Genomic DNA, 26061 nt, shown 5'->3' with positions numbered 1-26061 from the left:
CATACTATCAAAAATGTTAATAAATCAGACGCTGTAGCAATTCAAGCGTGCGCGCGGTGGCGCCGCGATGGCGGTTGGCGAAGGCCATGGCGCGCTCTCCCATCGCGGCGCGCACAGCGCCGTCGCGCAGCAGGCTGGCCGCGAGCTTGAGCATGTGGTCGGCGTCGTGCACGCGCTGGGCGCCGCCGGCCGCTACCGCTTCGTCGCTTGCCTGCGCAAAGTTGAACGTGTGCTCGCCAATGAGCACCGGCTTGCCGACCGCGCAGGCCTCGATCAGGTTCTGGCCGCCCAGCGGCAGCAGGCTGCCGCCGATGAAGGCGCAGTCGCTGGCGAAGTAATAGGCAAACATCTCGCCCATCGAGTCGCCCAGCAAGACGTCGGCCTCAAGCGCCACCGGCCCTACGTCCGAGCGGCGCGCCAGGGTCAGAGCGCGCGCCTGCACCAGCCGGGCGACGTCGTCGAAACGCTGCGGGTGGCGCGGCACGATCAGCAGCAGCATGCCCGGCGGGCGCGCCGGCATGCGTTTGAAGGCGTCGAGGATCAGCGCCTCTTCGCCGTCGCGGGTGCTGGCGCACAGCAGCACCGGGCGCGCGCCGATGCGCGCGCGCAGCGCTTCGCCGATCGCGTGGGCGCTTGGCGGTACCACCACGTCGAACTTGATGCTGCCGGTGACTTCGACGTCGGCCACGCCGAGCGAGCGCACGCGTTCGGCGTCGGCCTCGGTCTGCGCAGCCACCAGGGTGATCGCGCGCGCGGCATCGGTCAGCAGGCTGCCGAAGCGGCCGGCGCGGCGCAGCGAGCGCTCGGACAAGCGCGCGTTGACCAGCGCGACGCCGACGCCGCGTTCGGCGCACACCGCGATCAGGTTCGGCCACACCTCGGTCTCCATCAGGATGCACACGCGCGGCGTGAAATGGCGCCTGAAGCGGCGCACCATCGACGGCATGTCGTACGGCAGGTAGGACTGCACCAGGCGTTCGCCATGCCTGGAAAACAGCTCCTTGCCGGTGGCGCGCCCGGTCGGCGTCATGTGGGTCATGACGATGCGGCTATTCGGGTAGGCTGCCATCAGTGCGTCGACCAGCGGCTCGGCGGCGCGCGTTTCGCCCACCGATACGGCGTGGATCCAGATGGTGTGCCAGCCGGCGCCCTGGTCGCCGTAGTAGCCGAGCCGCTCGCCCAAATGCTTGCGATAGCCCGGTTCGCGCAGGCCGCGCCACGACAGGCGCGCCAGCACCAGCGGCAGCGCCAGATACCACAGGGCGGTGTAGGTCGAGCGCTTCATGGCGCCGCCATCAGCTGCGCGGCGGCGGCGGCAACCTCGGGCACCGACGGCGGCGCGCCCTGCTCGCCGAGGTTGACGATGCGCGGCGACCAGTTGCCTTCGGTCTTCCACTTCGGCGAGTCGCAATACAGTTCGATGGTCGGGCGCACGAAGGCGGCGGCGATGTGGGTCAGGCCGGTGTCGACACCGATTGCCAGCGCGGCGTTGCGCGCCAGCGTCACCGCCTCGTCCATCGACAGTTTGGGCAGCACGACCGCGTTCGGCACGCCGGCGGCGATCAGTTCGGCTTCGCGCTTCTCGCCTTCCGAGCCCCATGCCAGCAGCACCGGCATCGGCGCCAGCGCCAGGCCAGTGGCGATCCAGTTCGCCGCCGGCCACTTCTTGGCCTCGCGCGCGGTAGCGTGGAAGAACACCGCGTACGGCGCGGCCGGCATCCATTGCGGGCGGTTCGACAGGTCCGGCGCCGGCAGGCCGAAGTCGGGCGCGCTGTCGACCGGATAGCCAAGCGCGGCGCCGGCCACCAGCCGGCCGCGCGCCACCGCGTGGGTACGCGGATCGAGCTTGATGCTGTCGGTGTGGAAGATGCGCGAGATGGCCTCGTAGCCGGAGCCTTCGCTGCCGTTGGCCAGGCCCACCTTGCGCCCGCCGCTCGCCAGGCGCGCCGCGCCCATGATGATGCCGGTCTTGAGCAGGCCCTGGGTGTCGAACACGTAGTCGTAGCGTTCGGCGCGCAGGGTGCGGAAAAAAGCGGCGATTTCTGCGCGCGTGGCTTTGCTGGTGAGGCTCTTGCGCCAGCGCCGCAGCGCGAACGGGATAACGTTGCGAACGTGCGGGTTGAGCCGCACCAGGCTGACGTAGCCCTCTTCCACCACCCAGTCGATCGCTGCGCCCGGATGGCGGCGCAGGATGTCGGCTACCATCGGCAGGTTGTGCAGCACGTCGCCCAGCGACGACACCCGTACCAGCAGGATTTTCATCGGTGTTGGAGACGCCAAGGCAGCTCGCGTCAGAACGGCAGTTCGGCGTCGGGCCGCACCGCCAAGATCGCGCGCTTGAATTCGGCCTGGATGCGCGCCAGCGATTCGTGCGTCTCGGCCTCGAACCGCATCACCACCACCGGCGTCGTGTTCGACGAACGCGCCAGGCCGAAGCCGTCGGCGTATTCGACGCGCAAGCCGTCGATCGTGATGATCCGCTCGTTGCCCGGGAACGGGTCGGCGCGCAACTTGTCGATCAGGGCGACGTTCTCGCCTTCGGCCAGCTCCAGGTGCAGCTCAGGGGTGCTTTCCGATTGCGGCAAGGCGTTCAGCACGGCCGACGGATCGGCCTCGCGGGTGAGCAGTTCGAGCAGGCGCGCGCCCGAATACAGGCCGTCGTCGAAACCGTACCAGCGGTCGGAAAAGAAGATATGCCCGCTCATTTCACCGCCCAGCGGGGCGCCGGTCTCGCGCAGCTTGGCCTTGACGAGCGAGTGGCCGGTCTTCCACATCAGCGGCTGGCCGCCATGCCTGGCGATCCACGGCGCCAGGTGGCGCGTGCACTTGACGTCGTAGAGGATCTGCGCGCCCGGGTGGCGGGTGAGCACGTCGGCGGCGAACAGCATCATCTGGCGGTCCGGATAAATGATCTGGCCGTCCTTGGTGACGACGCCGAGGCGGTCGCCGTCGCCGTCAAAGGCGATGCCGATTTCGGCGTCCGAGTCGCGCAGGCAGCGAATCAGGTCCTGCAGGTTCTCGGGATGGGCCGGGTCGGGGTGGTGATTCGGGAACGTGCCGTCGACTTCGCAGAACAGTTCGATGACCTCGCAGCCCATGCCGCGAAACAGGTCGCCGGCAAAGGCGCCGGCCACGCCGTTGCCGCAATCGACCGCGATCTTGATCGGGCGCGCCAGCTTGACGTCGCCGATGATGCGCTGCAGGTAGTCGGCGCGGATGTCGTGGGTGCCATAGGCGCCCGTTTCGCCGGCGGCGCCGCTGTCGGCGCTGATGCTGTCGTACAGCGCGGTGATGGTGGCGCCGTGGATCGCTTCGCCGGCCAGCACCATCTTGAAGCCGTTGTAGTCGGGCGGATTGTGGCTGCCGGTGACCATGATGCCGGACTGCGCGCCCGTGACCTTGGTGCCGTAGTAGACCATCGGCGTGGCGACCACGCCGAGGTCGATGACGTCGACGCCGGCCGATTGCAGGCCCTGCGCCAGCGCGGCGGCCAGTTCCGGCCCGGACAGGCGGCCATCGCGGCCGATCACGACACGCCGCTCGCCCTTGGCCAGTACGGCGTGGCCGAAGGCGCGGCCGATCTTGTGCGCCACGCCGGCATCGAGCGTCTTGCCGATCACGCCGCGGATGTCATAGGCCTTGAAAATCGATTTTGAAAGCGCAACCATATTATTGTCTACCTTGAAATTAACGCGGCGTAACGGCAAAAGCGCGCAGTCCCATAAAACACGGGATCGGCGGCGCCGTCGGGAAGATGGAAGGGTATTGTAGCGGCAAGCGGGGTAGTTGGGAATTGCGTACCCGCCGTTCCTGCCGCTACCTGGCAGGAATTACGTTGAAATCTGCCTGGACAGGCCGGAATCGGCCTGAAAAAAACTAGACGCGCAGCTTGTCGATCGATTTGCCGCCTTCGACCCATTCCTTGACCCATTTAGGCTGGCGGCCACGTCCGGTCCATTGTTGCGACGAATTGTCCGGATGGCGAAAACGTACCGCGACCGTTCCGGTCTTGGCGCGGATACCGGCTGCCATCAGGTCTTTCAACGGCACGCCGACGCTCTGGGCAATCGCCAGGATCTGCTCGCGCGCTTTCGCCACTTCCAGGTGTTCGCGCTTTTTCATTTCCTGCTTGATCTGATCTTGCAGATTACGCAAATCGCCGACCGACATATTTGACAGATCCATCATCGTTCCTTAAAAGTGGGTTGATCCGGGAATAAGTGAATTCTCACCAATTGTCGCAATATACTACATCCTCGATTAAATGCTAGTCCTTCTTGCGCCAGATAAGCCAGCGTGGCGACTTAAATCGAACGATACGCGCATACAACCACACGTAGCTGACAATAAACAATAAACAGAAAAAAATCAACACGCCGGTATTCCGCCAAAACATCGTCGCCGGAATAACCGCCATCAGCGAAAACAGCCACAGATACGGCGATGTCAGCGCATTCCTGCGCATCAACGCGCGCGCTTCCTTGCGTCCCACCGCCCATTGCACGATGCGCCGAAATATCAGGCTGTGCAAGTGAATACCGTCGGGCATCGCCGGCGATTTACCGCGCACGAACATGCGGCGATAAGCCGAGAATACCGTCTCGAATGCGGGATAAATAAGCAGCAGCGCCGCATACCATGTCGACACCTGCGGATTACGCAGCACCAGCAGCAGCGCCAGCTCGGCGAGCATGAAGCCGAGGAAGTAGGCGCCGCCATCGCCGAGGAATATCAGCCCTACCGGGTAGTTCCAGATCAGGAACCCGGCAGTGGCGCCGGCCACCATCAGCGCCGTCACCACGATGAACATATCGCCGACCTGGGCGGCGACATAGGCGAGCGAAATGAGCATGCAGATCGTCACCACGCTGGCCAGCCCATTGAAGCCGTCGATAATATTGACCGCATTGGCGATGCCGGCCACCGCCAGTACCGTCAGCGGCAGCACCAGCCAGGCATACTGGAGCGAAATGGAACCGAACGGCAGATCGATCCGGTCGATTTTCGCTTCGAGCAGGTAATAACCCAGCAGCGCGGCCAGCATTGTTAATATCAGGCGCCGCGTGGCGCTGACATTGCCGGTATAGTCTTCGAGAATCCCGCCGATAAAGGCGATCGACGCGCAGCCCAGCAGCGTTAACATGGACGGCCCCATCGCCGGCACCCGCCAGATCGAAATGAGCGCGCTGATCACCACCGCCACGAAAATCGGCAGGCCGCCAATCCGCGCCACGCTATGCGCATGGACCCGTTGAACCGCATCGAAATCGGCATCGAGCGCGCGGCCGTGCAAACTGGCGTGCTTGATTACCAGCAAAGTCAGCAGAGCCGAACAAACAAAGCTCACGAGGAAAGAAAACATTAATTAATCAATATAGGCAAAGACGCGGTCGGATTGCTGTCCCGACCGGAAACGTTGGGGGGCGCTGCTGAAATCGGCAATGCGCGATTGTACCGGATTACGACTGCACCTTTAAGCAAGTAATTCAGTGTAAAGGCGCCTCGCCAGCGCAAATTGCGGTAAGTCGGGATTCTCGCGAGGCCGGCGTTACGACGGCGAGCGCCGGGTACGGGCGCACATTGGCGCCATTATCCCAGGCAAAGCCGCAACGCTTCGCGCCAATCGGGCAGCCGGCAAAAGCGCTGCGCGAGCCGCTCGCAGTGCATCACCGAATTGCGCGGACGGGCCGCCGCCGCCGGCCACTGGTCGCCGGTAATCGGCGTCACCGCGCAATCGATGCCGGCCTCTGCCATGATTGCCTCGGCAAAACCGTGCCAGCTGGTCTGCCCCCCGCTGGCGACGTGATAGATGCCGCCGTGCTGCTGCCACCAGCCGGGCCCGCCAGCGTGCGCCTGCGCCAGCATCAGCGCGGTGCTGTCGGCCACGGTGCGGCTCCAGGTCGGCGCACCGACCTGGTCGCTGACGACGCGCAGCGCGGCGCCTTCGGCGGCAAGGCGCAGCATCGTCGTCAGGAAATTGTCGCCGCGGGTGCCGTAGACCCAGCTGGTGCGCAGGATCAGGTGGGCGCCGCCGGCGGCGGCGATGGCCTGCTCGCCGGCAAGCTTGCTCTGTCCATATACATTCAGCGGATTGGCCGCGTCGGTCTCGACGTAGGCGCCCGGCTTGCGGCCGTCGAACACGTAGTCGGTCGAATAATGCACCATGGCGGCGCCGAGCGCGGCGGCCTCGCGCGCCAGCAGCCCCGGCGCCTCGGCGTTGATGCGATACGCCAGTGCCGGCTCGCGCTCGGCGCGGTCGACCGCCGTGTAACCGGCGGCGTTGACGACCAGCCCCGGGCGCAGCGCGCGGATGACGTCACGCACCTGGCCGAGGTCCGACAGGTCCATCTGCGCGCGCGTGACGGCGACGACCTCGCCCAGTGACTGCAGGCTGCGCTCGAGCTGGTAGCCGACCTGGCCGCTGGCGCCGGTCAGCAGGATTTTCATCGGAACACGTCGGCGTCGGCCAGCAGGCAGCCGGCGCCGTCCTTGGCCGAAACGATCGGCGCGCCGCTGATCGGCCAGTCGATCGCCAGCGCAGCATCGCTCCACAAGATCGAGCGTTCGTGCTCGGGCGCCCAGTAATCGGTGGTCTTGTACAGGCACTCGGCGCTGTCGCTGGTGACGACGAAGCCGTGCGCGAAACCCGGCGGCACCCAGATCTGGCGGCGGTTCTCGGCCGACAGTTCGACCCCGACCCAGCGGCCGAAAAACGGCGACGCCGCGCGCAGGTCGACGACGACGTCGAACACGGCGCCGGCGATCACGCGCACCAGTTTGCCCTGCGGCTGGTCGACCTGGTAATGCAGACCGCGCAAAACGTTGCGGGCCGAACGAGTGTGGTTATCCTGGACAAAGTTGGCGCGCTGCCCCGTCAGTTCATGGAACCGGCGAGCATTGAAGCTCTCGTAAAAGAAGCCGCGGTCGTCGCCGTACACCTGCGGTTCGAATACCAGCACTTCGGGAATGGCGGTAGGGGTCACTTTCATCTCAATACCTCGTCCTGTAAAGCGTGCAGCAGATCGCGACCTGGCGTTGGCATCGCCAAAAGTGGTCTAAACCGTAATTCTATGTGAAACTTGCGGCCCGACCGCCAATTAATCGCCACCGCCATGAAAACCTACGCCATCGGCGACCTGCAGGGCTGCGCCCACGAAGCCCAGGTGCTGCTCAACCGGATTGCCGACGACGGCGGCGCCGATGCCGGCATCGTCTTCGTCGGCGACCTGGTCAACCGCGGGCCGGCGTCGCTGGAGGCGCTGCGCCGCGTGATGGCGCTGTGCGAAGCGAGCGGCGGGCGGATCGAGGCGGTGCTCGGCAACCACGACCTGCACCTGCTGGCCGTTGCCTGCGGCGCCCAGGCGCTGTCGAAATCGGATACCTTGGGCGAGATCCTCGCCGCGCCCGACCGCGATCTCCTGGTCGAGTGGCTGCGCCGGCGTCCGCTGGCGGTGCTGGCCGGCGGCCACCTGCTGGTGCACGCCGGCGTGTGCCCGCAATGGAGCGCCGCGCGCACCATCGAACTGGCCGGCGAAGTGGCGGCGGTACTGCGCGGGCCGGACTGGATCGCCTTCCTCGGCCAGATGTACGGCAATGCGCCGAACCGCTGGGACGACGGCCTGACCGGCGCGGCGCGCCTGCGCTGCATCGTCAATACACTGACGCGCATGCGGTTCTGCCAGAGCGATGGGACGATGGAGTTCGGTATCAAGGACAGCGGTGGCGCGCCGGAAGGATCCGGCCTGCTGCCCTGGTTCGACCTGCCGGACCGGCGCACGCGCGACGAAGTGACGGTGGTGTTCGGCCACTGGTCGGCGATGGGATTGCTGTTGCGTGACGACGTGGTGGGGCTCGACAGCGGCTGCGTGTGGGGCGGCAAACTGTCCGCCTTCTGCCTGGACGACCGTTCGCTGCTGCAGGTGGACTGCCCGGAGTACAAGCCGCACAGCGGCAAGAAGAAAAGCTAGGCCAGCGCCCCGGCGATCGCCTGCTGGGCGCCGGCAGCCAGGTCGCGCCGATGGGCGCCGCTGGCGTCGAACGGCGCCAGGCACACCAGGCGCGCGCGCACGGCGCTGCCCGACAGGATCGCCATGATGCTTTGTGCGAAGGTCATGTCGCCGATGAATTCGACCGACGGATGCAGTGCGCCGCCGGCGTCGAGGTATTCGAGCGCGTACGGCTGCACCATCACGCCGGCGTCGATCGCCGCTTCGAACAGGTTGGCGTGAAACGGCAGCAGGGCGCCCTGCAAGGCGGTGGTCCCTTCGGGGAAAAACGCTACCCGCTCGCCCAGGCCAAGGCTGGCGACGATGCCCTTGAAGGTATGGCGCAGGTCGCGCCGGCTGCCGCGCGCGATGAACACGGTGCCGGCCTGCGCCACCAGCCAGCCGAGCACCGGCCAGGCGCGGATCTCGGACTTGGCGACGAAGCGGCAGGGATACAGCGCATTGATGACGAAGATATCGAGCCAGGAGACGTGGTTGGCGACCACCAGCGCATGCTCGAGCGCGGCGCCTTGCTGTTCCAGGCTGACGCCGCAAATGCCGAGCAGGCGGCGCGACCAGGCGCGGATGCGCGCCTGGCGGCGCGCGCTGCCGACCCACGGGAACACCAGCGCGCAAACGGCCAGGCCTTCGGTCAGGTGGAGAAAAATGCGCAACAGGCGAACGGCAGGCTTGAGTTTCAAATGGCACCAATGGGAACGGCTGGTGCAGTCATCGCGCTGCGCAGCAGCGAGGATTTTACCGTCATGCGCGGCGGCGTGCGAATAAAACCGCAGCGCGCCGCCCGCAAACTGCGGTGTTTAGCGCTGGTTTGCCAGTTTGCGCTGGTAAGCGACGCGGCCGGCGACGATCGTCGTCATCACCTGCCCCTGCAGCTCGTAGCCGACGAACGGCGTGTGCTTGCCTTGGCTGGCCAGCGCCTTCGCATCGACCGTCCAGCGCGCGGCCGGATCGAACAGCACGATGTCGGCCGGCGCGCCGACGCCCAACTGGCCGGCCGGGAGGCCCGCCACGCGCGCGGCGTCGGCGGTCACTTTGGCGACGGCGCGCGACAGCGCATTGGCGCCGTCCTGCTGGGAACCGGCGTAGTCGTCGGCCCATTTGAGCGCCAGCGACAGCAGCAGTTCGAGGCCGGTGGCGCCGGGCGAAGCTTCGCCGAACGGCAGCAGCTTCTCGTCGTCGTCGACCGGCGTATGGTCCGAGCAGATGGCGTCGATGACGCCGTCGTACAGGCCGGCGCGGATCGCCTCGCGGTCGCGCTGGCTGCGAAACGGCGGCGTGACGCGCGCGTTCGAATCGAAAAAGCCGATGTCGGCGTCGGTCAGGTGGATGTGGTGGGCGCCGACGTCGCAGCTGACCGGCAGGCCTTCCTTCTTGGCCGCGCGCACCAGTTCGATGCCGGCCGCCGACGACATGCGGCACAAGTGGACGCGGGCGCCGGTGGCGCGCACCAGTTCGAAAATCGTGTGCAACGCGATCGTCTCGGACATCACCGGCACGCCGGCCAGGCCGAGGCGCGAGGCCAGCGGTCCGCTGTGGGCGATGCCGCCGCGGCCGATATGCGCGTCCTGCGGGCGCAGCCAGACGGTGTAGTCGAACGTCTTGGCGTACTGCAGCGCGCGCAGCAGCACATTGGTGTCCTCGACCGGCATCTCGGCCTGGGCAAAGCCGATGCAGCCGGCTTCGGTCAGTTCGGCCATCTCGGTCAGCGCCTGACCCTTCAGGCCCATCGTCAGCGCGCCGAGCGGATGCACGTGGGCCTGGTTCAGGCCGCGCGCGCGGTGCTTGAGCATCTCGACCAGGCCTGGTTCGTCGAGCACCGGATCGGTGTCGGGCGGGCACACCAGGGTCGTTACGCCACCCTGCATCGCCGCCTGCATCTCCGACTCCAGCGTGGCCTTGTATTCGTAGCCCGGTTCGCGCAGGCGCGCCGACAGGTCGACCAGGCCGGGCGCGACGACCAGGCCGGCGGCATCGATAATGCGGTCGGCAACAAAGCCGGCCGGCGCGGCGCCGACCGCCGCCACTTTGCCGTCATCGACATACAGGTCGCACAGCGCGTCGATCTGGTTGGCCGGGTCGATCAGCCGGCCGTTCTTGATATGTAGTTTCATCCGTGGGTTCCCGCCAAAATGCTCATCACCGCCATGCGGACCGCAATACCGAACGTCACCTGCGGCAGGATCACCGCCTGCGCTCCGTCTGCCACCGCCGAGTCGATCTCGACGCCGCGATTCATCGGGCCCGGATGCATGACGATCGCGTCCGGCTTGGCCAGCGCCAGGCGTTCCGGCGTCAGGCCGTAGCTCTTGAAGTATTCCTGCGCCGACGGCAGCAGCGCGCCGGTCATGCGCTCGCTCTGCAGGCGCAGCATGATGATGACGTCGACGCCCTTGAGGCCCTCGTCCATGTTGGTAAACACCCGCACGCCCATCTGTTCGAGGCCGCCCGGCAGCAGCGTGTGCGGCCCGATCGCGCGCACTTCCGGCACGCCCAGCGTCGTCAGCGCGTGAATGTCGGAGCGCGCAACCCGGCTGTGCAAAATGTCGCCGACGATCGCCACCGTCAGGTTGGTGAAGTCCTTCTTGTAGTGGCGGATGGTGTACATGTCGAGCAGGCCCTGGGTCGGGTGCGCGTGGCGGCCGTCGCCGGCGTTGACGACGTGGACGTGCGACTGGCGCGTGTCGATCAGGTGCTTGGCGATCAGGTAGGGCGCGCCCGACTGCGCGTGGCGCACCACGAACATATCGGCGTGCATGGCCGCCAGGTTGTCGATGGTGTCGAGCAGCGACTCGCCCTTGCTGGCCGACGACGCCGAGATGTTCAGGTTGATGACGTCGGCCGACAATCGCTTGGAGGCGATCTCGAAGGTGGTGCGGGTGCGGGTGCTGTTTTCGAAGAACAGGTTGAACACGCTCTTGCCGCGCATGAGCGGCACCTTCTTCACTTCACGGTCGGAGATGCCGACGAACGAGGACGCGGTGTCGAGGATGTGGTTGACGATCGATTTCGGCAGTCCTTCGATGGTGAGCAGGTGCTGCAGCTCGCCGTTCTTGTTCAGTTGCGGATTAAGCATTGTCGTCTTCTATGGTGAGCGAGAGGGTGCCCTCGGCGCTGCGCTGCAGGACCAGCGACTGCCGGGGATCGAGCGGAATATCGCTGTCGACCCGCACGGCGACGAAATCGGCCGCCACCGGCAGCTCGCGTCCGCCGCGGTCGGCCAGCGCCGCCAGCAGGATGCGCGCCGGGCGGCCGTAGTCGAACAGCACGTTGATCGCCGCGCGCGTGGTGCGCCCGGTGTAGAGCACGTCGTCGACCAGCACGATGGTGGCGCGATCGACGTTAAAGCCGATCTGGGTCGGCTTGACATCCGGGTGCAGGCCCTTCTTGGCATAGTCGTCGCGGTAGAACGAGACGTCGATGAAGCCGAGCCGGTCGCGCAGATCGAGGTCGGCGGCGAGCCGTTCGGCCAGCCACGCGCCGCCCGAGTGAATGCCGACGATGGCGACGTCGCTGGCGCCGGCCACGCCATCCTTCACCTGGCGCAGCAGGTCCTGGTAGAGCGTCTCGGCGTCGAACTGTCTATTGGGTGTTGGCATGGTCGTCAAAGTATTGTTGCAAAATGATGGCGGCCGCCTGGGCGTCGATGACTTCGCCGCGTCTGGCGGGGATCACGGCCGACGAGTAGCGCTCGTCGACCAGTTGCACCGGCAGGTTGAAGCGGCCATGCAGCTGGTTGGCGAAGCGCCGGCAGCGCAAGGTCATCTCGTGCTCGGCGCCGTCGGGATGGAACGGTTCGCCGACGATCAGCCGGGCCGGATTCCATTCGGCGATCAGGGCGCCAATCTGGGAAAAGCGGGCGGCGTTGTCGATGGCCTTGACCACCGCCAGCGGCTGCGCCTGGGCGGTCAGGGTGTTTCCCATTGCGATGCCGATACGCTTGATGCCGAAGTCGAAACCGAAAACTATTTCAACCATCAGGCGTGGCCGGCCTCGAGGGCGAGCATCATCGGGTCGATGCCAAGCAGTTTGATGGCGGCGTTATAGCGTTGTTCGATCGGCAGGTCGAACAGCACGTGGGCGTCGGCGCCGACCGTGAGCCAGCCGTTGCGGCAGATCTCGTCTTCGAGCTGGCCCGGACTCCAGCCGGCGTAGCCGATCGACACCAGCATGCGCTCGGGGCCGTCGCCGGCGGCGACCGCCTCGAGCACGTCGATCGAGGTGGTAAACGCCACCTCGTCGGTGACCTTCAGCGACGACGAGTAGCGCGCCCCAGGCGTGTGCAGCACGAAGCCGCGGTCGTCCTGCACCGGGCCACCGAACATGATCGGCTCGTTGACGACGGTGGTGCGCAGGCCTTCGGTGAGCTTCAGGTCGATCCGCTCGAACAGAATTTCCATCGTCATGTCGGTCGGCTTGTTGATCACCACGCCGAGCACGCCGTTGTCGTTGTGCTCGCAAATGTAGACCACCGCGCCGCCAAACACCGGATCCTGCATCGAAGGCATGGCGATGAGGAAATGGTTGGCCAGGTTGAATGTCGATGAAGAAGGCGCGCTGCTGCTGCCTGGCTCGCCGTTGTGATCGTGCGGCATGCCGGGCATCGGTAGAGTCTTGTCGACTTTGCTTTTCTTCATACGCGTCACTCTCTCTCGGCTCGCTCTCTTGACATAACTGCTAGTATCCGGGTTACAACTGGACTTTTCGATAGTTTACACTGATTTGGCGACGCCACCATTCGAACGATGTTGCCGCGCGCATCTAAAGCGATGGTAGCGAGCATAATTTCACCTCGGCTTGACCTTGCACACGAGAATGACACTGAACACCACCCTAGTCTGGTTCCGCCGCGACGTGCGCGCATTCGACCATGCGGCACTGCACCACGCCCTGCTTTCCTCGCGCACGGTGTACTGCGCCTTCATCTTCGACGACGACATCCTCGCGCCCCTGCCGCGGCGCGACCGGCGCGTCGAATTCATCCATGCCAGCGTCGCCGAACTCGATGCCGAACTGCGCCAGCTTGGCGGCCACCTGATCGTGCGCCGCGGATCGGCGCTGCAGACCATCGCCGGCCTTGCCTGCGAACTGGGCGCCGACGCGGTGTTCGCCAACGAGGACTACGAGCCGCGGGCGATTGCGCGCGACGCCGGCGTGGCGGCGGCCCTGGCGCGCGACGGCCGCCAGTTCCGCAGCTTCAAGGACCAGCTGATCTTCGAAAAAAATGAAGTGCTGACTTTGGCCGGCCAGCCGTTCTCGGTCTTCACGCCATACAAGAACGCCTGGCTCAAGCGCATGGCCGCCGAGCCGCAAAGCCTGGCGCCGTGGCCAATCGAGCCGCACGCGGCGCGCCTGGCGCCGGCGCCGGCCGGCCACGCGCTGCCCAGCCTTGCCGACATCGGCTTCGAGCCGGCCAACCTGCGCGCGCTTGGCATTACGCCCGGCATGGCGGGTGGCGCGGCGCTGCTGGAGGATTTCATCGGCCGCATCGCCGACTACAGCGACACGCGCAACTACCCGGCCGTCAAGGGGCCGTCCTACCTGTCGATGCACCTGCGCTTTGGCACCGTGTCGATCCGCCACCTGGTGCGCACCGTCAATCAGCTCGTCGCCGCAGGCGCCGGCGGGGCCGGGGCACCAGTGTGGCTGTCGGAGCTGATCTGGCGCGAGTTCTACGCGATGATCCTGTTCCAGCATCCGCGCGTGGTGACGCAGGCATTCAAGCCGGCGTTTGACGCCATCGAGTGGGAAGCCGGTCGCGGTGCCGAGGAAGCGTTCGCCGCGTGGTGCGAAGGGCGCACCGGCTATCCGCTGGTCGACGCGGCGATGGTGCAGCTGAACCAGACCGGTTACCAGCACAACCGGCTGCGCATGGTGACCGCGTCCTTCCTGGTCAAGGACCTGGGCATCGACTGGCGCTGGGGCGAGCGCTATTTTGCGCTGCTGCTGAACGACTACGATCTGGCGTCGAACAACGGCGGCTGGCAGTGGGCGGCGTCGACCGGCTGCGACGCCCAACCGTGGTTTCGCATCTTCAATCCGATCACGCAGTCGGAGAAATTCGATCCGCAGGGCCGTTTCATCCGGCGCTACCTGCCGCAACTGGCGGGCATGAACGACAAGGAGATTCACGCGCCGTGGCTGGCGGCGCAGCGGCCGGCGGGCTACCCGGCGCCGATCGTCGACCATGCGGAAGCGCGCGCCCGCACGCTGGCGCGCTTCGCCGTGGTCAAGCAGGAACCGAAAGCGGTGGAACCCGGTACGGGCGCACCGGGCCTGGACTAAGCCGGCATCTCGCGATTGAGAAGGCCCGCGACCGCCGCCAGCAAAATCTCTTCCTGGAACGGCTTGCCGAAGTAGGCATTCACACCCAGGTCGAGTGCGTAGTTGCGGTGCTTGTCGGCGGTGCGCGAGGTGATCATGATGATCGGGACCGCGTTGGTGCTGGCGTTGCCGCGGATGTTGCGCGTCAGGTCGAAGCCATCCATGCGCGGCATCTCGATATCGACCAGCATCAAGTCGGGGATCGTCTGCTGCAGGTGTTCGAGCGCATCGACACCGTCCTTGGCCAGGATGACCTGGTAGCCTTCCCGTTCAAGCAGGCGCTGGGTCACCTTGCGAACGGTGAGCGAATCGTCGACCACCATGATGACGGCGGCGCGGCCGGCCGGCACGCTCGGCTGCGGCGTGGCTTCTGGCTGCGCGCCATGCTGGTGCGCCTGCTGCGCCCCGTGCAGCGACAACGCCACCGGGTTGAGGATCAGGACGATCTCGCCGGAACCGAGCACGGTCGCTCCCGAAATGCCGATCATGCGCGACAGCTGCGGGCCGATATTCTTGATGACGACTTCACGGTTGCCCAGCACGTCGTCGATCTGCACGGCGAGCCGGTCGACGCCGCTCTTGAGGATCATCACCGGGGACGAGCGCTGCGCCGGCGGGCGCGCCGAGGCGTCGCCGAGCAGAGAAGGCAGGTAGTGCAGCGCCACCTTGTGGCCCTGGAACTGCACCGAGCCGGCGGCCTGCGCCTCGGCCAGTGCCGCTTCCTTCATCTGCAGCACCTGTTCGACCAGGATCGACGGCAGCGCGTAGGTCTTGCCGCCGCTGGAGGTCAGCACCACCTGGGTCACGGCCAGGGTCAGCGGCAGGTGAATCGTGAAGCGAGCGCCCTTGCCCGGCTCGGAGGCGATCGCCACGCGCCCGCCCAGTGCCTGCGCTTCCGAGCGCACCACGTCCATGCCGACGCCGCGGCCGGCCAGTTCGGTCAGCGTGTCGGCTGTCGAGAAGCCTGGTTCGAAAATCAGGTCGGACGCCTCGTGGTCGGAGATGTCGATGCCGTCGGCGAGCAGGCCGGCGGCGCGCGCCTTGGCGCGGATCTTCGCCAGGTCCAGGCCGGCGCCATCGTCGGTGAACTGGATGACCACTTCGTTACCCTGCTGGCTGACCTGCACCAGCAGCTCGCCCGTTTCGGCCTTGCCGGAGGCGCCGCGCCGCTCGCGCGACTCGATGCCGTGCACGATCGCGTTGCGCAGCAGGTGCTCGAACGGCGCGGCCATCTGTTCGAGCACGCTGCGGTCGATCTCGACCGAGCTGCCGCGAATGTCGAGGTTGACACGCTTGTCGAGTTCTTTCGCGCTCTGGCGGGCGACCCGGAACAGGCGTTCGGACAGGCTCGAAAACGGTACCATCCGCACCCGCATCAGGTCGCGCTGCAGGTCGCGCGTCAGGCGCGACTGCTGCACCAGGTCGGCGCTGGCCGCGTCCACCGTGCGGCTCAGGCTTTCGTGGAAGGAGGCGACGTCGTTGACGCTTTCGGCCATCATGCGCGTCAGTTCCTGCAGCCGGGTGAAGCGGTCGAATTCGAGCGGGTCGAACTCGCGCTCGCTGGAAATCGACATGCGCGAGGCGATCTGCGATTCGGCCTGCATCTCGACTTCGCGCAGCTGGCGCGACAGGCGCGCCAGGTTGTCCGAGAAGTCGTGCAGCGACGACTTCAGCGTGCCGACCTGGTTCTCCAGCTTGGAGCGGGTGATCGACACCTCGCCGGCCTGGTTGACGAGGCGGTCGAGGATATCGGCGCGCACGCGCACCAGCGCGGTACGGGCCGGTGCGGGGCCGGCAGCAGCGGCGGCGGCCGCCGGGGCGTTCGCCAGCGGCGCCGCGGCGGGCGCGCCGGGAGCCGGCGCCGGCTGCTGCAACTGCTCGAGCAGCAACAGGGCGTGGTCGTAGTTGGCCAGCAGGTCGTCGAAGGCGGCCGGGGTGGAAGTCCCGGCGTGCACCATGTTTTCGATCTGCGTTTCGATGTCGTGGGTGTGCTGGCCGAGGCGCATTGCGCCGGCCATGCGCGCGCTGCCTTTGACGGTATGCAGGATGCGCAGCAGGTTCTGCGCCGGGCCCGTATCGGCCGGATTTTGCTGCCACTTGCGCAGGCCGTCGCCGATGGCCGGCATCAGGTCGGCCGCCTCTTCGAGAAATACCGGCAGCAGGTCGGCGTCGAGATCGTCGCTATACACCGTTTCCATCGGCGCCGTTGTCACGTCCAGCGCCGGCGCCGGCGCAGGTGCCGGCGCCGCTGCCGCGAGGACAGCTGCCGGTTCCAGCGCGGATGGCGGCTCGGTATCGCAGATCAGTTCAGGCGCCAGTTCCGGCTCGTCGGCAGTGTCGTCGTCCACCGGCATCGCCAAGGCGCCGCTAGGTGCGGCCTGCAGCAGCATCGGCTCGTCGAAGCCGTCGTCGAAGACCGGGTCGAACACGTGGTCGACCGCTTCGGTCGCGGGATCGGCCGGCCGATGTTCGTCGGCCGCTGTCTTGTCGTAGAGCGCGTCGTCGAACGGGTCGGACGCGTCGACCAGCGTGCCGAGCTGCTCGCGCAGTTCGACCAGCTGGGCCACCAGGGCCGGCTGGGCCGGCGCCAGTTCGCCGAGCGCAAAACGCTGCAGCATCTGGCGGCAGCATTCGAGCGTGACGTCGAGCAGGTCGCGCTGGGCGTCGTCCAGCTGCGGAGCCGAGCCGACCAGTGTCAGCAGCGCCATCTCGAGCGCGTATGCGACTTCGCGCAGCGCCTTGAAGCCCACCGTGGCCGAGGTGCCGGCCAATGTGTGCGCCGCCTTCAGCGCAGCCGGCGAGACCGGCCGCGGCTCATGGCGCCATTCGCCAAAGTCCTGCGTCAGTACCCGCATCAGTTCATCGGTTTCCGCCAGGTAGATGGTATATAGCGGCAGCGGGATCTCGAGGTCGCCGAAGCGGCGGATATTGTCCTCGGCCGGCGCGCTGTGACGCGCCGTGCCAGGAAATTCGATCACCTGGCCGGGCGCCGCCGACAGTTCCGTCTCGCTATCGGGCGCCGGCTCGACGAGGCCGAACGGCTCGTCCGGTTCGTCCGGCTCAGCGGGCAAGGTCATGTCGATGACTTCCGGCTCCGGCTCCTGCTCCGGCTCCTGCGCTGGTTGCTGTTCCTGCTTCGCATCGCCAGGCAGCGCAAACGCGCCGCCGCCCTGCACCGCCGCCGCGGCGGCGACCAGCGCCTCGCTGGAACGGGCCGAAGCGCCGCTCGAGGCCAGCTCGTCGACCCAGGCGCCCATGTCGGCGGCGGCAAATTGCAGCAGCGCCAGCAAGTCCGGGCTGGCGGCGCGCGACTCGGACAGCCATGCGTTCATGACCTTTTCCATCGCTGCGCCGCCATCGGCGAACTGGTTCAGGCCAACCATCCGGCCACTGCCTTTGAGCGTATGGAAGGAGCGCCGCAGCATCGTCAGCGTTTCCTGGTTCGACGGTTCGGCCATCGCGGCCGGCAGCGTCGCGGTGACGAAGGCCAGCACTTCCTGCGCCTCCGAAATGAAGATCTCCAGCAGTTCGGCTTCGATGGCCGCTTCGCCTTGCGCCATAGGCGTTGCCGGCGGCGCCGCTTCGGCAGGCGCCGGCGCTGCCGCCTGCAGCACTTCCGGCTCGACGTCGAACGGCGTGTCGCCAGCTGCTATCTTTTCGAACGGCACTTCTCGGAACATGCCCTCGACCTGGTCGAACGTGAAGCGGTTCTTGGCGGCGTCGAAATTTTGCGCCAGCATGTCGATGAAAAAGCCGAGCGCCCCGACGTTCTGCGCGATGTTTTGCAGCGCGCCGGCATCGTGTTCCGGCGCGCCTTCGGCGGCGGCGAGCGCGCGCACCGCTTCCTTGACATGCTGGGCGGCGCGCATCGCCTGGTCCTGGTCGAGGATCGCCAGCGCGCCTTGCAGCTGGTGCAGCACCGGATCGATCTGCGTCAGCGCCGGACGCCGGCTGGCGTCGGCGTAGTAATCGTCAAGTACCTTCTCGACCTGGCGCAGGCCGGTCTTCATTTCGCCCGCCAGCACCGCCACGGTCTGGCCCTGCTGGATCTGGCGCGACAGGTCGCCCTGCCACTGCGGGGCGTCCGGCGGCGTCTCGCCGGCGGCCAGCGCCAGCAAGCGCGCGCCGACAACTTCGGCGTGCTCTTCGAAATCAGCGGGCAGCTGACGCACCTGGTCGAGGCCATGCTCGACAAACAGCATCGCGGTGGCCATCTCCATGCTGAACTGGTCACTGCGGCCGGACGCGATCGAGTCGCTGGCGGCGCGGCCAAGTTCGCGCAGCAGTTGCGCCAATGCGGGCGCCCCGAGCTGGTCGCTGGCGCTGGCCAGCGTGGCGAGCGCCTTGTTGAAGCTTTGTTCGAGCTTGACGTCGGTGTCAGACGACACCCGGTCCCAGCCGGACTTGGTCTCGGCCAGCGCGTCCTTGGCAGCCTTCAGCGCCTGCGGATCGATGCGGCCATAGCGGCGGCTGTCGTAATCGGCCGGCACCACGCCGGCCAGCCCGTAGGCGCGCCGCAGCAGCTGGGCGCCCGGGCCCGGCTTGCTGGCAGCGGCGATAAAAAACAGCGCGTCGCGCAGCATCGCTTCGGGCAGGCCACCCTGCCCTTGCGACAGGCGGCGAATCTGCAGGTTGATCAGGCCGAACAGCTGCTTGACATACAGGTCGCTGGCCAGCTGGCCGTCGGCCACCAGTTCGGCGAAGCTGCGCATGGCTAGCCAGAAGGTGCGCGCCGGCGCATCTTGCTGCGCCTGTTCGACCAGCGCGATCGCTTCGACCAGCGCCAGCGCGTGGACGCGCTGCGCTTCGGGATCGATGTTTTTCAGGAACGGCAGCAGCGACTTTTCAAAGCGCGCGCGGCATGCCGCGTAGTCCGGGGCATCGGGCGCCTGGTGCGGCGGCAGCGCGACGCTGGCCGACAGGTCGACGAACAGCAGGTCGGACGGATGAATGCGCGCGGCGCCCAGCACTTCCTGCAGCGCGCGGAAATACGGAAACAGGCGCGCCGGCTGCGGCGCGGCGCCGGCAATGAGTTCGTCGATGTATTCGATGACGGCCTGGTAGCCTTCGGCCACCGCGGCGCAACTGGCGCCGTTGCATTCAAGGCTGCCGTCGCGCATGCGCTCGAGCGCCTGCTCGGCCGCTTGTGTCATCAGGCCGACGCCTTCGACGTCGACCATCTGCAGCGCGCCATGGGCCTGGTGCAGGTGGGTTTTCGCATGCTGCAGCGAAGTGGCGCGGGCATCGGCGTCGCCCTGCGCGGCCGCCGCGTCGAGCGCTGCGCGGGACCGGCCCAGCGCCTCGCGGATTTCACCGATCACCCAGGACAGCGGCCCGGAATCGAATTGCGCTGCGTGCGAAAAATCAGTCATGGTCAGGCGGTCTTTCAGGCGACGACGCGGAAGCGCGACACCGAGTTTTTCAGTTCCTGCGCCAGCATCGTCAGCTGGCGAATCGATTGGGCAGTCTGCATCGTCCCGTCCTGGGTGTGCTCGGTCACCGACAGGATGTGCTGGATGTTATGCGCCACCCCGTTGGCCGACGTGGCCTGCAGTTCGGTGGCGAACGAGATTCCCTGGATCAGCTCAGCGAGGCGGTTCGACACGCCCGAGATGTCCGTCAGCGCGGCGCCGGCAGCGTCCGACAGCCTGGCTCCTTCGACCACACCCTGGGTCGACTTCTCCATTGCCGCCACGGCATCGTGGGTATCGGTCTGAATGGTGCGCACCAGCGCGCCGATCTGCTTGGCCGCTTCGGCCGAGCGTTCCGCCAGGCGCTGCACCTCTTCGGCCACCACCGAGAAGCCGCGTCCGGCTTCGCCGGCCGATGCGGCCTGGATCGCCGCGTTCAGCGCCAGCACGTTGGTCTGCTCGGTAATATCGGAAATGAGCTCGGTGATTTCGCCAATCTCCTGCGACGACTCGCCCAGGCGCTTGATGCGCTTCGACGTTTCCTGGATTTGCTCGCGAATCTCGTGCATGCCCTTGATGGCGTTTTCCACCGCGGTCGAACCCTGGTGCGCCGCCGCCACCGACTGGCGCGCCACTTCGGCCGACTCGTTGGCCGACTTCGATACGTCGTTGATCTCGGAAGCCATCTTCAGCACGGTGGCCGACGCGTCCTGGATTTCACGCGACTGCTGCTGGGTCGCGGTCAGCAGGTCGCTCGAAATGTTCTGGGCGTTGGTCGACGCCGACGTCACCTGCTCGGCGGTGGTGGTGACCCGTTCGACTAGCCCGCGCAGCTCCTCGACGGTGTAGTTGACCGAGTCGGCGATGGCGCCGGTGATGTCTTCGGACACCGTTGCGTGCACCGTCAGGTCGCCGTCCGCCACTTCCTGCAGCTCGTTCATCAGGCGCAAAATGGCGGCCTGGTTCTGGTCGTTGGTCGCCTTGGCTTCTTCTTCCTTGGTCTGCGACAGCAGGCGCAGCGCCTCGGCTTCTTCGCGCCGGCTGTCGGCGCCGCGGGTGCGGTTGCGCGAATCCTGCAGCATCACGCGGCTGATACTGCCGGCGGTGGCCAGCGTGAAAATCGACGACACCACCATCAGCCAGAACCACGAGTCGGTCGAATCCTGGTTGTTGCGGTAGCTCACCTGCACGCCCGAGAGCAGCTTCTTGATTTCTTCGTTCTCGAAGAAGATCGACTGCTCGGCGCCCTTGGCGGCGGTAAAGCGCGGCAGGTTGTCGAGGATCGAGGTGACCAGCTTCTGGTAGGTGTCGAAACGCGACTTGATGGCGACGAGCTTTTCGCGCATGTCGGGATCGGTGACGGCGGCCAGGCCGAGCGTCGCGCTGCCGTTCAGGAAGCCGTCGATGGTGGCGCGCACGGTGCCGGTGTCGCGGCCAAGCTGGAAGGCGGTGTCGGAGCGGATCCGCCCGGAGGTGAGAAATTCGCTGGCGCTGCGCGACAGGCGCTGGGTCAGCATCATCATGCGGCCGATCGCGGCCAGTTCGCGCGCGCTGCCGCCGCGCTGCACTTTTTGGGTCAGCAGTTCGTCGGTCATCGACAGCAGTTCGGGCGACAGCGTATCGAGCTGCTGCAGCGTGCTCTTGAAGCCAATCAGCTCAGGCTTCATCTTGAGGATGGTGCCGGCGGCGTTGTCGGAGCTGACCCACTTGGCGCGCGCTTCGGCCAGCGACCTGGCCATGGCGGCCGACGGCGCCGGGATGCGCTGGCCGGACGAATCGCCGCCGCGCGAGAGCAGATTGAGGTCGCTGGTGAGCTGCAGGCGGCTCTCGTCGAGCTGGGCGAACGCTTCCGGATTACCCTGGATGGCGTTGGGCGCGGCCTTGCCGACCCGCTGCGAGTGCATCAGCGCGTCACTGGCGATCTGCGTCTGGGCCGAGGCGACGACGTTGTAGGCCGAGTTCTGCCACAGCGCGACGATGGTGAGCAGGATGCCGACGACAAAGGCGACCAGCAGGATGCGCAGCTGGCGGGCCAGCGACAGGTGGCCAATGAGCGGCAGCTGCAGGTCCTGCGCGGCTTCAGTGGGCGTACTGGCGGCGGTCTTGCGGCGCATGATGCCGCCCAGGCTAAGCGGGCTGGCGGCATCCTCGGCGGGCGCCGCAGCCGGCGCCGGCTCGACGCGCAGCGGCGTTGGCGACGCCACCGGCTGTGGGCCGAACTGGGTATCGGGCGAAGTCAGCGCGACCTCGTGCTCGGGTTTGCCCTTCGGCGAAAATCCCATTGACAGTTTCGACGCGAATCCCATACCAGCTCCCAGTGACTAAGGTGTGACCACTACATGTAATTAGTTAGATACCGACGTGCAGAAAGCGTTCGTCGCCGACCAGTGCGGCCAGGTCGAGGGCGGTCCAGTCATTGCCGTCAGTGTCGCGAAGGCAGTCACCGGACGCCTGCATGCCGGCGGCGTGGCGCAGGCCGTACACGCGACCGACCAGCAGGCCGCAGTTAAATCCGAGCGCGCCGGCGAAGGTGACGATGCGGCTGTCGGCGCCGGCCTGCGTTTCGCCGAGGCCAAGGTAGCGCGCCAGGTCGATGATGCCGACCAGGTTACCGCGGATATTGGCCAGGCCCAGGTACCAGGGCTGCGTCAGCGGCACGACGGTGACCGCAGGCAGCGGCACGATTTCGCCGGCCTGGGTCAGGTCGAGCAGGTAGCGGTCGGCGCCGATTTGCACGCCGAGCTGGTTGACGCTGGCGCCGGTGTTGGCGCGCGCCGCCTGCATGCGTTCGAGCAGCTGCACCTGGTACTGGCGCAGGCGGATGCGGCGGCCGGCGGCGTCGACCCGGGCCGGCGCCGCAACGCCGTTGTCGCTGGCGCTCATTTCAGGCGGCACCGAGCGTGGCGATCTTGTCGAGCAGCGCCTGCGGATCGACCGGCTTGACCAGGTAGCCGCGCGCGCCCTGGCGCAGGCCCCAGATGCGGTCGGTCTCCTGGTTCTTGCTGCTGCAGATGATGATCGGGACGTTGGCCAGTTCCGGGTCGCGTGCGATCGCGCGCGTCACCTGGAAGCCGTTCGCGCCGGGCATGACCACATCCATCAGGATCAATTGCGGCTTTTGCGCCTTGATCTGGGCCAGCGCCTCCTCGCCGTTTTCGGCGGTGGTGACGGTGAAGCCGTTCTTGACCAGGATGTCGGTCAGATAGTAGCGCTCGGTCGGGGAGTCGTCGACGATAAGGATGTTTTGAATGGCCACGTGGCGCTCCTGTTGGTGTCTGGTCAGGCCGGATTGGCCGTATGTTCACGCACGGCCGCCAGCAAGCTGTCCTTGCTGAACGGTTTTGTGAGGTAGGCCGAGGAGCCGACCATGGCGCCGCGCGCACGGTCGAACAGGCCGTCCTTGGACGACAGCATCAGCACGGGGGTGGCGTGAAAGCGGGCGCTTTTCTTGATCAAGGCGCAGGTCTGGTAGCCATCGAGGCGCGGCATCAGGATGTCGCAAAATACCAACGCCGGATGGTGGTCGTTGATCTTTGCGAGCGCGTCGAAGCCGTCGTCGGCCAGCACTACCTGGTAGCCGGCCTGGGTCAGGAAGATCTCGGCGGAGCGGCGAATGGTGCTGCTGTCGTCGATCACCATGATCTTCAAGCCGGAGGGTTGCTGCGAGTTCGTCATAGTTAGTTCACTTCAGCATGAATCAGCACGATACCATAGGGCAAGACTTCTGTGCGTTAAATGTTGCAGTGAATCAACTACGACGTCAACTCTTATTTTTGCGCTGTTAGATAACGATCATCAGATCGCCGTCATTTCGAAATCATCCTTGCGGGCGCCGCATTCCGGGCACGTCCAGTTCATCGGCACGTCGGCCCAGCGGGTGCCGGGCGCGATGCCTTCGTCCGGCAGGCCGGCTGCTTCATCGTAGACCCAGCCGCAGATCAGGCACATCCAGGTTTGAAATGGCAGCGCTGCCGCCCGCGTTGTTTCATTGCTACTCACGTTGAGGATCCTTGTATCTAGTAAAATGCCGAATCAGGTATCTTAATCTACCGGCCGTGCAAATCCAAACAACTCCCCTCATATTAACGTTCGGCGTGTCCGACCCGGTCGGCGCCACCGGCATCCAGGCCGACCTCGCGGTGTTTTCCGCGCTTGGCTGCCATGGCCTGTCGGCCATCACTGGCCTGTTGATCGCCGATACCGCCCGCGTCGAGGACATCGACGAGACCGACGCCGACTGGGTCGTCGACCAGGCCCGCGTGCTGCTCGAAGACATGCCGGTGGCCGCCTTCAAGGTCGGCGCCCTGACCTGCATCGAACAGGCATCGGCGATCGCCGAAATCGTCTCCGATTATCCGGACGTGCCGCTGATCGTCGACCCGTTTTTGTCCAGCCTTCCCGATTCGGGCCTGGCCGACGACGACATGCTGATGGCGATCCGCCAGATCCTGGTGCCGCAGGCAAGCGTGCTGCTGCTGTCGCAGGTCGAACTGGCGCGCATGGCCGAGACGTGGCGCGAAGGCGGCAGCGGCGACATGCTGGCGCAAGACGTGGCCGAACTGACCGGCATGGGCTGCGCCCTGGTGCTGGTGACGTGCACGGGCGCGGCCGGCAAAGGAGACAGCGCGACCATGTCGAACACGCTGTTCGACGAAAACGGCGTGGTCGAGACCTTCAGCTTCCCGCACTTTGCCGGCCCGTTTGTCGGCGCCGGCAGCACCATGTCGGCGGCACTGGCGGCGCTGATGGCGCAGGGCCTGGCGCCGCTGGCTGCGGTGCGGGCGGCGCACGAGTACACCCACGGCGCGCTGGCCCACGCGCAGCGCTTCGGCATGGGCAAGCTGGTGCCGAACAAATTCTTCCGGGCCGCGCCGTTCAGCGCCGCCTGAGCCCCACTTTTTTCTCACGCTTGAATCGTTCAACCATGACTACTGCTTCCACTTCCCAAAACGACATCCTGTTCGAGCGCGCGCAGCTGACCACCCCGGGCGGCGTCAATTCGCCCGTGCGCGCCTTCAAATCGGTCGGCGGCACGCCGCGCTTCATCACGCGCGCGGAAGGCCCGTACTTCTGGGACGCCGACGGCAAGCGCTACATCGACTACATCGGCTCGTGGGGTCCGGCGATCGTCGGCCACGCCCACCCGCAGGTAGTCAAGGCGGTGCAGGACGCGGCCGCGCGCGGCCTGTCGTTCGGCGCGCCGACGCTGGGCGAAATCGAAATGGCGGAAGAAATCTGCAAGCTGGTGCCGTCGATCGAGCAGCTGCGGCTGGTGTCGTCCGGGACCGAAGCGACCATGAGCGCGCTGCGCCTGGCGCGCGGCGCCACCGGGCGCGACAAGATCGTCAAGTTCGAGGGCTGCTACCACGGTCACGCCGATTCGCTGCTGGTCAAAGCCGGCAGCGGCCTGCTCACGTTCGGCAATCCGACGTCGGCCGGCGTGCCGGAGGACTTCGTCAAGCACACGCTGGTGCTTGACTATAACAACGTCGCGCAGCTGGAAGACGCGTTCGAATCGATGGGCGAGACGATTGCCTGCGTCATCGTCGAGCCGGTGGCGGGCAACATGAACCTGATCCGCGCCACGCCCGAGTTCCTCGGCGCGATGCGAAAGCTGTGCACCGAGCATGGCGCGGTGCTCATTTTCGACGAAGTGATGTGCGGTTTCCGCGTCGGCCTGGGCGGCGCCCAGGAACTGTATGGCATCACGCCGGACCTGACGGCGCTGGGCAAGGTAATCGGCGGCGGCATGCCGGTGGCGGCCTTCGGCGGCAGCGCCCAGCTGATGCACAACATGGCGCCGATCGGCGCGGTCTACCAGGCCGGCACCTTGTCGGGCAACCCGGTGGCGGTGGCGGCCGGCATGGCGACGCTGGCGCTGGTGCAGCAGCCAGGGTTCTATGAGAAGTTATCGCGCCAGACGGCCAAGCTGGTGGCGGGGTTGTCGGCGGCGGCGAAGGAAGCCGGCGTCACGTTCTGCGCCGATTCGGTCGGCGGCATGTTCGGCATGTACTTCAGCCACAACGTGCCGGCCAGTTACGGGCAGATGATGGCGGGCGATAAGTCGCGCTTCAATGCGTTTTTCCACGGGATGCTCGAGGAAGGCGTGTATTTTGCGCCGGCGGCGTTCGAGGCGGGGTTTGTCTCGGCGATGCACGACGATGGGGTGATCGAGGAGACCTTGGACGCCGCGCGCCGCGTGTTCGCCCGCCTTGCCTGAAGCGGGGCTTAAAGGGACGCATGGCCTTCGTCGACCAGACGTGCGCCATGCTAGACTTCGCGTCGACATGAACATCCACATACCGATCACCCTGACGGCGCGA

24 protein-coding genes are annotated in these 26061 nt (G+C 66.5%); 5 read left to right on the top strand and 19 right to left on the bottom strand.

Features of this window, described 5'->3' with window-relative positions; translation table 11 throughout:
- Positions 1-16: 16 nt before the first annotated feature.
- From waaA to ACP7DD_RS09015, 5 genes are all read right to left on the bottom strand, one after another.
- Positions 17-1285, bottom strand: coding sequence for a lipid IV(A) 3-deoxy-D-manno-octulosonic acid transferase (gene waaA / locus ACP7DD_RS09035; RefSeq protein ID WP_426174411.1), 1269 nt, complete (start codon positions 1283-1285; stop codon positions 17-19).
- Positions 1282-2262, bottom strand: a complete 981-nt coding sequence (gene waaC / locus ACP7DD_RS09030) for a lipopolysaccharide heptosyltransferase I (protein WP_426174410.1) — start codon at positions 2260-2262, stop codon at positions 1282-1284. The genes waaA and waaC overlap by 4 nt, the downstream gene beginning before the upstream one ends.
- A 29-nt stretch (positions 2263-2291) precedes the next feature.
- Positions 2292-3668, bottom strand: coding sequence for a phosphomannomutase/phosphoglucomutase (locus tag ACP7DD_RS09025; RefSeq protein WP_426174409.1), 1377 nt, complete (start codon positions 3666-3668; stop codon positions 2292-2294).
- 208 nt (positions 3669-3876) lie between these two features.
- On the bottom strand, positions 3877-4185 hold the full coding sequence (locus ACP7DD_RS09020; RefSeq protein WP_099787036.1) for an H-NS family nucleoid-associated regulatory protein: 309 nt from the start codon (positions 4183-4185) through the stop codon (positions 3877-3879).
- Positions 4186-4267: 82 nt separating this feature from the next.
- On the bottom strand, positions 4268-5203 hold the full coding sequence (locus tag ACP7DD_RS09015) for an MraY family glycosyltransferase (RefSeq protein ID WP_426174469.1): 936 nt from the start codon (positions 5201-5203) through the stop codon (positions 4268-4270).
- Between the two features lie 39 nt (positions 5204-5242).
- Between ACP7DD_RS09015 and ACP7DD_RS09010 the strand changes: the two genes are divergently transcribed.
- Positions 5243-5365: a hypothetical protein gene (locus tag ACP7DD_RS09010; protein WP_426174472.1), complete on the top strand. Its 123-nt coding sequence runs from the start codon at positions 5243-5245 to the stop codon at positions 5363-5365.
- Between the two features lie 224 nt (positions 5366-5589).
- On the opposite strand, the gene rfbD is transcribed toward ACP7DD_RS09010, so the two are convergent.
- Both rfbD and rfbC read right to left on the bottom strand, forming a co-directional pair.
- A complete protein-coding gene (gene rfbD, locus ACP7DD_RS09005; RefSeq protein ID WP_426174407.1) occupies positions 5590-6447 on the bottom strand; it encodes a dTDP-4-dehydrorhamnose reductase in 858 nt (285 codons plus the stop codon).
- Positions 6444-6989 carry a dTDP-4-dehydrorhamnose 3,5-epimerase gene (gene rfbC, locus ACP7DD_RS09000; protein ID WP_426174405.1) on the bottom strand — a complete coding sequence of 182 codons (546 nt, stop codon included), beginning with the start codon at positions 6987-6989 and terminating at the stop codon, positions 6444-6446. The genes rfbD and rfbC overlap by 4 nt, the downstream gene beginning before the upstream one ends.
- Positions 6990-7112: 123 nt before the next feature.
- On the opposite strand from rfbC, the gene ACP7DD_RS08995 reads away from it, so the two are divergent.
- The gene (locus tag ACP7DD_RS08995; RefSeq protein WP_426174404.1) at positions 7113-7967 is read left to right on the top strand and encodes a symmetrical bis(5'-nucleosyl)-tetraphosphatase; all 855 of its coding nucleotides are present in this window, start codon (positions 7113-7115) and stop codon (positions 7965-7967) included.
- On the opposite strand, the gene ACP7DD_RS08990 is transcribed toward ACP7DD_RS08995, so the two are convergent.
- From ACP7DD_RS08990 to ACP7DD_RS08965, 6 genes are all read right to left on the bottom strand, one after another.
- Positions 7964-8686: a lysophospholipid acyltransferase family protein gene (locus tag ACP7DD_RS08990; protein ID WP_426174403.1), complete on the bottom strand. Its 723-nt coding sequence runs from the start codon at positions 8684-8686 to the stop codon at positions 7964-7966. The two genes, ACP7DD_RS08995 and ACP7DD_RS08990, sit on opposite strands and share 4 nt — an antisense overlap.
- 117 nt (positions 8687-8803) lie before the next feature.
- Entirely contained in the window at positions 8804-10117 is a 1314-nt protein-coding gene (locus ACP7DD_RS08985; RefSeq protein WP_426174402.1) for a dihydroorotase, read from the bottom strand.
- A complete protein-coding gene (locus ACP7DD_RS08980; protein ID WP_099787042.1) occupies positions 10114-11079 on the bottom strand; it encodes an aspartate carbamoyltransferase catalytic subunit in 966 nt (321 codons plus the stop codon). The genes ACP7DD_RS08985 and ACP7DD_RS08980 overlap by 4 nt, the downstream gene beginning before the upstream one ends.
- Positions 11072-11602, bottom strand: coding sequence for a bifunctional pyr operon transcriptional regulator/uracil phosphoribosyltransferase PyrR (gene pyrR, locus ACP7DD_RS08975; protein ID WP_426174401.1), 531 nt, complete (start codon positions 11600-11602; stop codon positions 11072-11074). The genes ACP7DD_RS08980 and pyrR overlap by 8 nt, the downstream gene beginning before the upstream one ends.
- Positions 11586-11981: a Holliday junction resolvase RuvX gene (gene ruvX, locus ACP7DD_RS08970; RefSeq protein WP_426174400.1), complete on the bottom strand. Its 396-nt coding sequence runs from the start codon at positions 11979-11981 to the stop codon at positions 11586-11588. The genes pyrR and ruvX overlap by 17 nt, the downstream gene beginning before the upstream one ends.
- A complete protein-coding gene (locus tag ACP7DD_RS08965; RefSeq protein WP_426174398.1) occupies positions 11981-12640 on the bottom strand; it encodes a YqgE/AlgH family protein in 660 nt (219 codons plus the stop codon). Before ACP7DD_RS08965 ends, ruvX begins: the two co-directional genes overlap by 1 nt.
- Positions 12641-12818: 178 nt before the next feature.
- Between ACP7DD_RS08965 and ACP7DD_RS08960 the strand changes: the two genes are divergently transcribed.
- The gene (locus tag ACP7DD_RS08960; protein WP_426174397.1) at positions 12819-14288 is read left to right on the top strand and encodes a cryptochrome/photolyase family protein; all 1470 of its coding nucleotides are present in this window, start codon (positions 12819-12821) and stop codon (positions 14286-14288) included.
- On the opposite strand, the gene ACP7DD_RS08955 is transcribed toward ACP7DD_RS08960, so the two are convergent.
- From ACP7DD_RS08955 to ACP7DD_RS08930, 6 genes are all read right to left on the bottom strand, one after another.
- Positions 14285-19699 (bottom strand): Hpt domain-containing protein, encoded by a 5415-nt coding sequence (locus ACP7DD_RS08955; protein WP_426174396.1) that lies wholly within the window; start codon positions 19697-19699, stop codon positions 14285-14287. The two genes, ACP7DD_RS08960 and ACP7DD_RS08955, sit on opposite strands and share 4 nt — an antisense overlap.
- Positions 19700-19713: 14 nt before the next feature.
- On the bottom strand, positions 19714-22020 hold the full coding sequence (locus ACP7DD_RS08950) for a methyl-accepting chemotaxis protein (protein ID WP_426174395.1): 2307 nt from the start codon (positions 22018-22020) through the stop codon (positions 19714-19716).
- A 67-nt stretch (positions 22021-22087) separates the two neighbouring features.
- The gene (locus ACP7DD_RS08945; RefSeq protein ID WP_426174394.1) at positions 22088-22621 is read right to left on the bottom strand and encodes a chemotaxis protein CheW; all 534 of its coding nucleotides are present in this window, start codon (positions 22619-22621) and stop codon (positions 22088-22090) included.
- A 1-nt stretch (position 22622) separates the two neighbouring features.
- Positions 22623-22994 carry a response regulator gene (locus ACP7DD_RS08940; RefSeq protein WP_426174393.1) on the bottom strand — a complete coding sequence of 124 codons (372 nt, stop codon included), beginning with the start codon at positions 22992-22994 and terminating at the stop codon, positions 22623-22625.
- Positions 22995-23017: 23 nt separating this feature from the next.
- Positions 23018-23413, bottom strand: coding sequence for a response regulator (locus ACP7DD_RS08935; RefSeq protein ID WP_426174392.1), 396 nt, complete (start codon positions 23411-23413; stop codon positions 23018-23020).
- Between the two features lie 120 nt (positions 23414-23533).
- Positions 23534-23737 (bottom strand): rubredoxin, encoded by a 204-nt coding sequence (locus ACP7DD_RS08930; protein ID WP_426174390.1) that lies wholly within the window; start codon positions 23735-23737, stop codon positions 23534-23536.
- A gap of 56 nt (positions 23738-23793) precedes the next feature.
- On the opposite strand from ACP7DD_RS08930, the gene thiD reads away from it, so the two are divergent.
- Together thiD and hemL are read left to right on the top strand one after the other, a co-directional pair.
- Positions 23794-24627 carry a bifunctional hydroxymethylpyrimidine kinase/phosphomethylpyrimidine kinase gene (gene thiD / locus ACP7DD_RS08925; RefSeq protein WP_426174389.1) on the top strand — a complete coding sequence of 278 codons (834 nt, stop codon included), beginning with the start codon at positions 23794-23796 and terminating at the stop codon, positions 24625-24627.
- A gap of 35 nt (positions 24628-24662) precedes the next feature.
- Entirely contained in the window at positions 24663-25958 is a 1296-nt protein-coding gene (gene hemL, locus ACP7DD_RS08920) for a glutamate-1-semialdehyde 2,1-aminomutase (protein WP_426174388.1), read from the top strand.
- Positions 25959-26061 lie beyond the last annotated feature (103 nt).

The organism is Massilia sp. TWR1-2-2 (assembly GCF_049897565.1).
Lineage (GTDB): Bacteria > Pseudomonadota > Gammaproteobacteria > Burkholderiales > Burkholderiaceae_D > JAFCUW01.
Note: the sequence above shows the minus strand (reverse complement) of the source record. Positions and strands in the feature narration are given on the sequence as shown.

Excerpts from the sequence above, each read along its gene's own strand:
- pyrR (WP_426174401.1), bottom strand. The coding sequence starts at position 11,602 with ATGCCAACACCCAATAGACAGTTCGACGCCGAGACGCTCTACCAGGAC.
- ACP7DD_RS08935 (WP_426174392.1), bottom strand. The coding sequence starts at position 23,413 with ATGACGAACTCGCAGCAACCCTCCGGCTTGAAGATCATGGTGATCGAC.
- ruvX (WP_426174400.1), bottom strand. The coding sequence starts at position 11,981 with ATGGTTGAAATAGTTTTCGGTTTCGACTTCGGCATCAAGCGTATCGGC.
- ACP7DD_RS08960 (WP_426174397.1), top strand. The coding sequence starts at position 12,819 with ATGACACTGAACACCACCCTAGTCTGGTTCCGCCGCGACGTGCGCGCA.
- ACP7DD_RS08945 (WP_426174394.1), bottom strand. The coding sequence starts at position 22,621 with ATGAGCGCCAGCGACAACGGCGTTGCGGCGCCGGCCCGGGTCGACGCC.
- waaC (WP_426174410.1), bottom strand. The coding sequence starts at position 2,262 with ATGAAAATCCTGCTGGTACGGGTGTCGTCGCTGGGCGACGTGCTGCAC.
- hemL (WP_426174388.1), top strand. The coding sequence starts at position 24,663 with ATGACTACTGCTTCCACTTCCCAAAACGACATCCTGTTCGAGCGCGCG.
- ACP7DD_RS08950 (WP_426174395.1), bottom strand. The coding sequence starts at position 22,020 with ATGGGATTTTCGCCGAAGGGCAAACCCGAGCACGAGGTCGCGCTGACT.
- waaA (WP_426174411.1), bottom strand. The coding sequence starts at position 1,285 with ATGAAGCGCTCGACCTACACCGCCCTGTGGTATCTGGCGCTGCCGCTG.
- ACP7DD_RS08980 (WP_099787042.1), bottom strand. The coding sequence starts at position 11,079 with ATGCTTAATCCGCAACTGAACAAGAACGGCGAGCTGCAGCACCTGCTC.
- ACP7DD_RS09020 (WP_099787036.1), bottom strand. The coding sequence starts at position 4,185 with ATGGATCTGTCAAATATGTCGGTCGGCGATTTGCGTAATCTGCAAGAT.
- ACP7DD_RS08985 (WP_426174402.1), bottom strand. The coding sequence starts at position 10,117 with ATGAAACTACATATCAAGAACGGCCGGCTGATCGACCCGGCCAACCAG.
- rfbD (WP_426174407.1), bottom strand. The coding sequence starts at position 6,447 with ATGAAAATCCTGCTGACCGGCGCCAGCGGCCAGGTCGGCTACCAGCTC.
- ACP7DD_RS08955 (WP_426174396.1), bottom strand. The coding sequence starts at position 19,699 with ATGACTGATTTTTCGCACGCAGCGCAATTCGATTCCGGGCCGCTGTCC.
- ACP7DD_RS09010 (WP_426174472.1), top strand. The coding sequence starts at position 5,243 with ATGGACCCGTTGAACCGCATCGAAATCGGCATCGAGCGCGCGGCCGTG.
- ACP7DD_RS08995 (WP_426174404.1), top strand. The coding sequence starts at position 7,113 with ATGAAAACCTACGCCATCGGCGACCTGCAGGGCTGCGCCCACGAAGCC.
- ACP7DD_RS09025 (WP_426174409.1), bottom strand. The coding sequence starts at position 3,668 with ATGGTTGCGCTTTCAAAATCGATTTTCAAGGCCTATGACATCCGCGGC.
- ACP7DD_RS08965 (WP_426174398.1), bottom strand. The coding sequence starts at position 12,640 with ATGAAGAAAAGCAAAGTCGACAAGACTCTACCGATGCCCGGCATGCCG.
- rfbC (WP_426174405.1), bottom strand. The coding sequence starts at position 6,989 with ATGAAAGTGACCCCTACCGCCATTCCCGAAGTGCTGGTATTCGAACCG.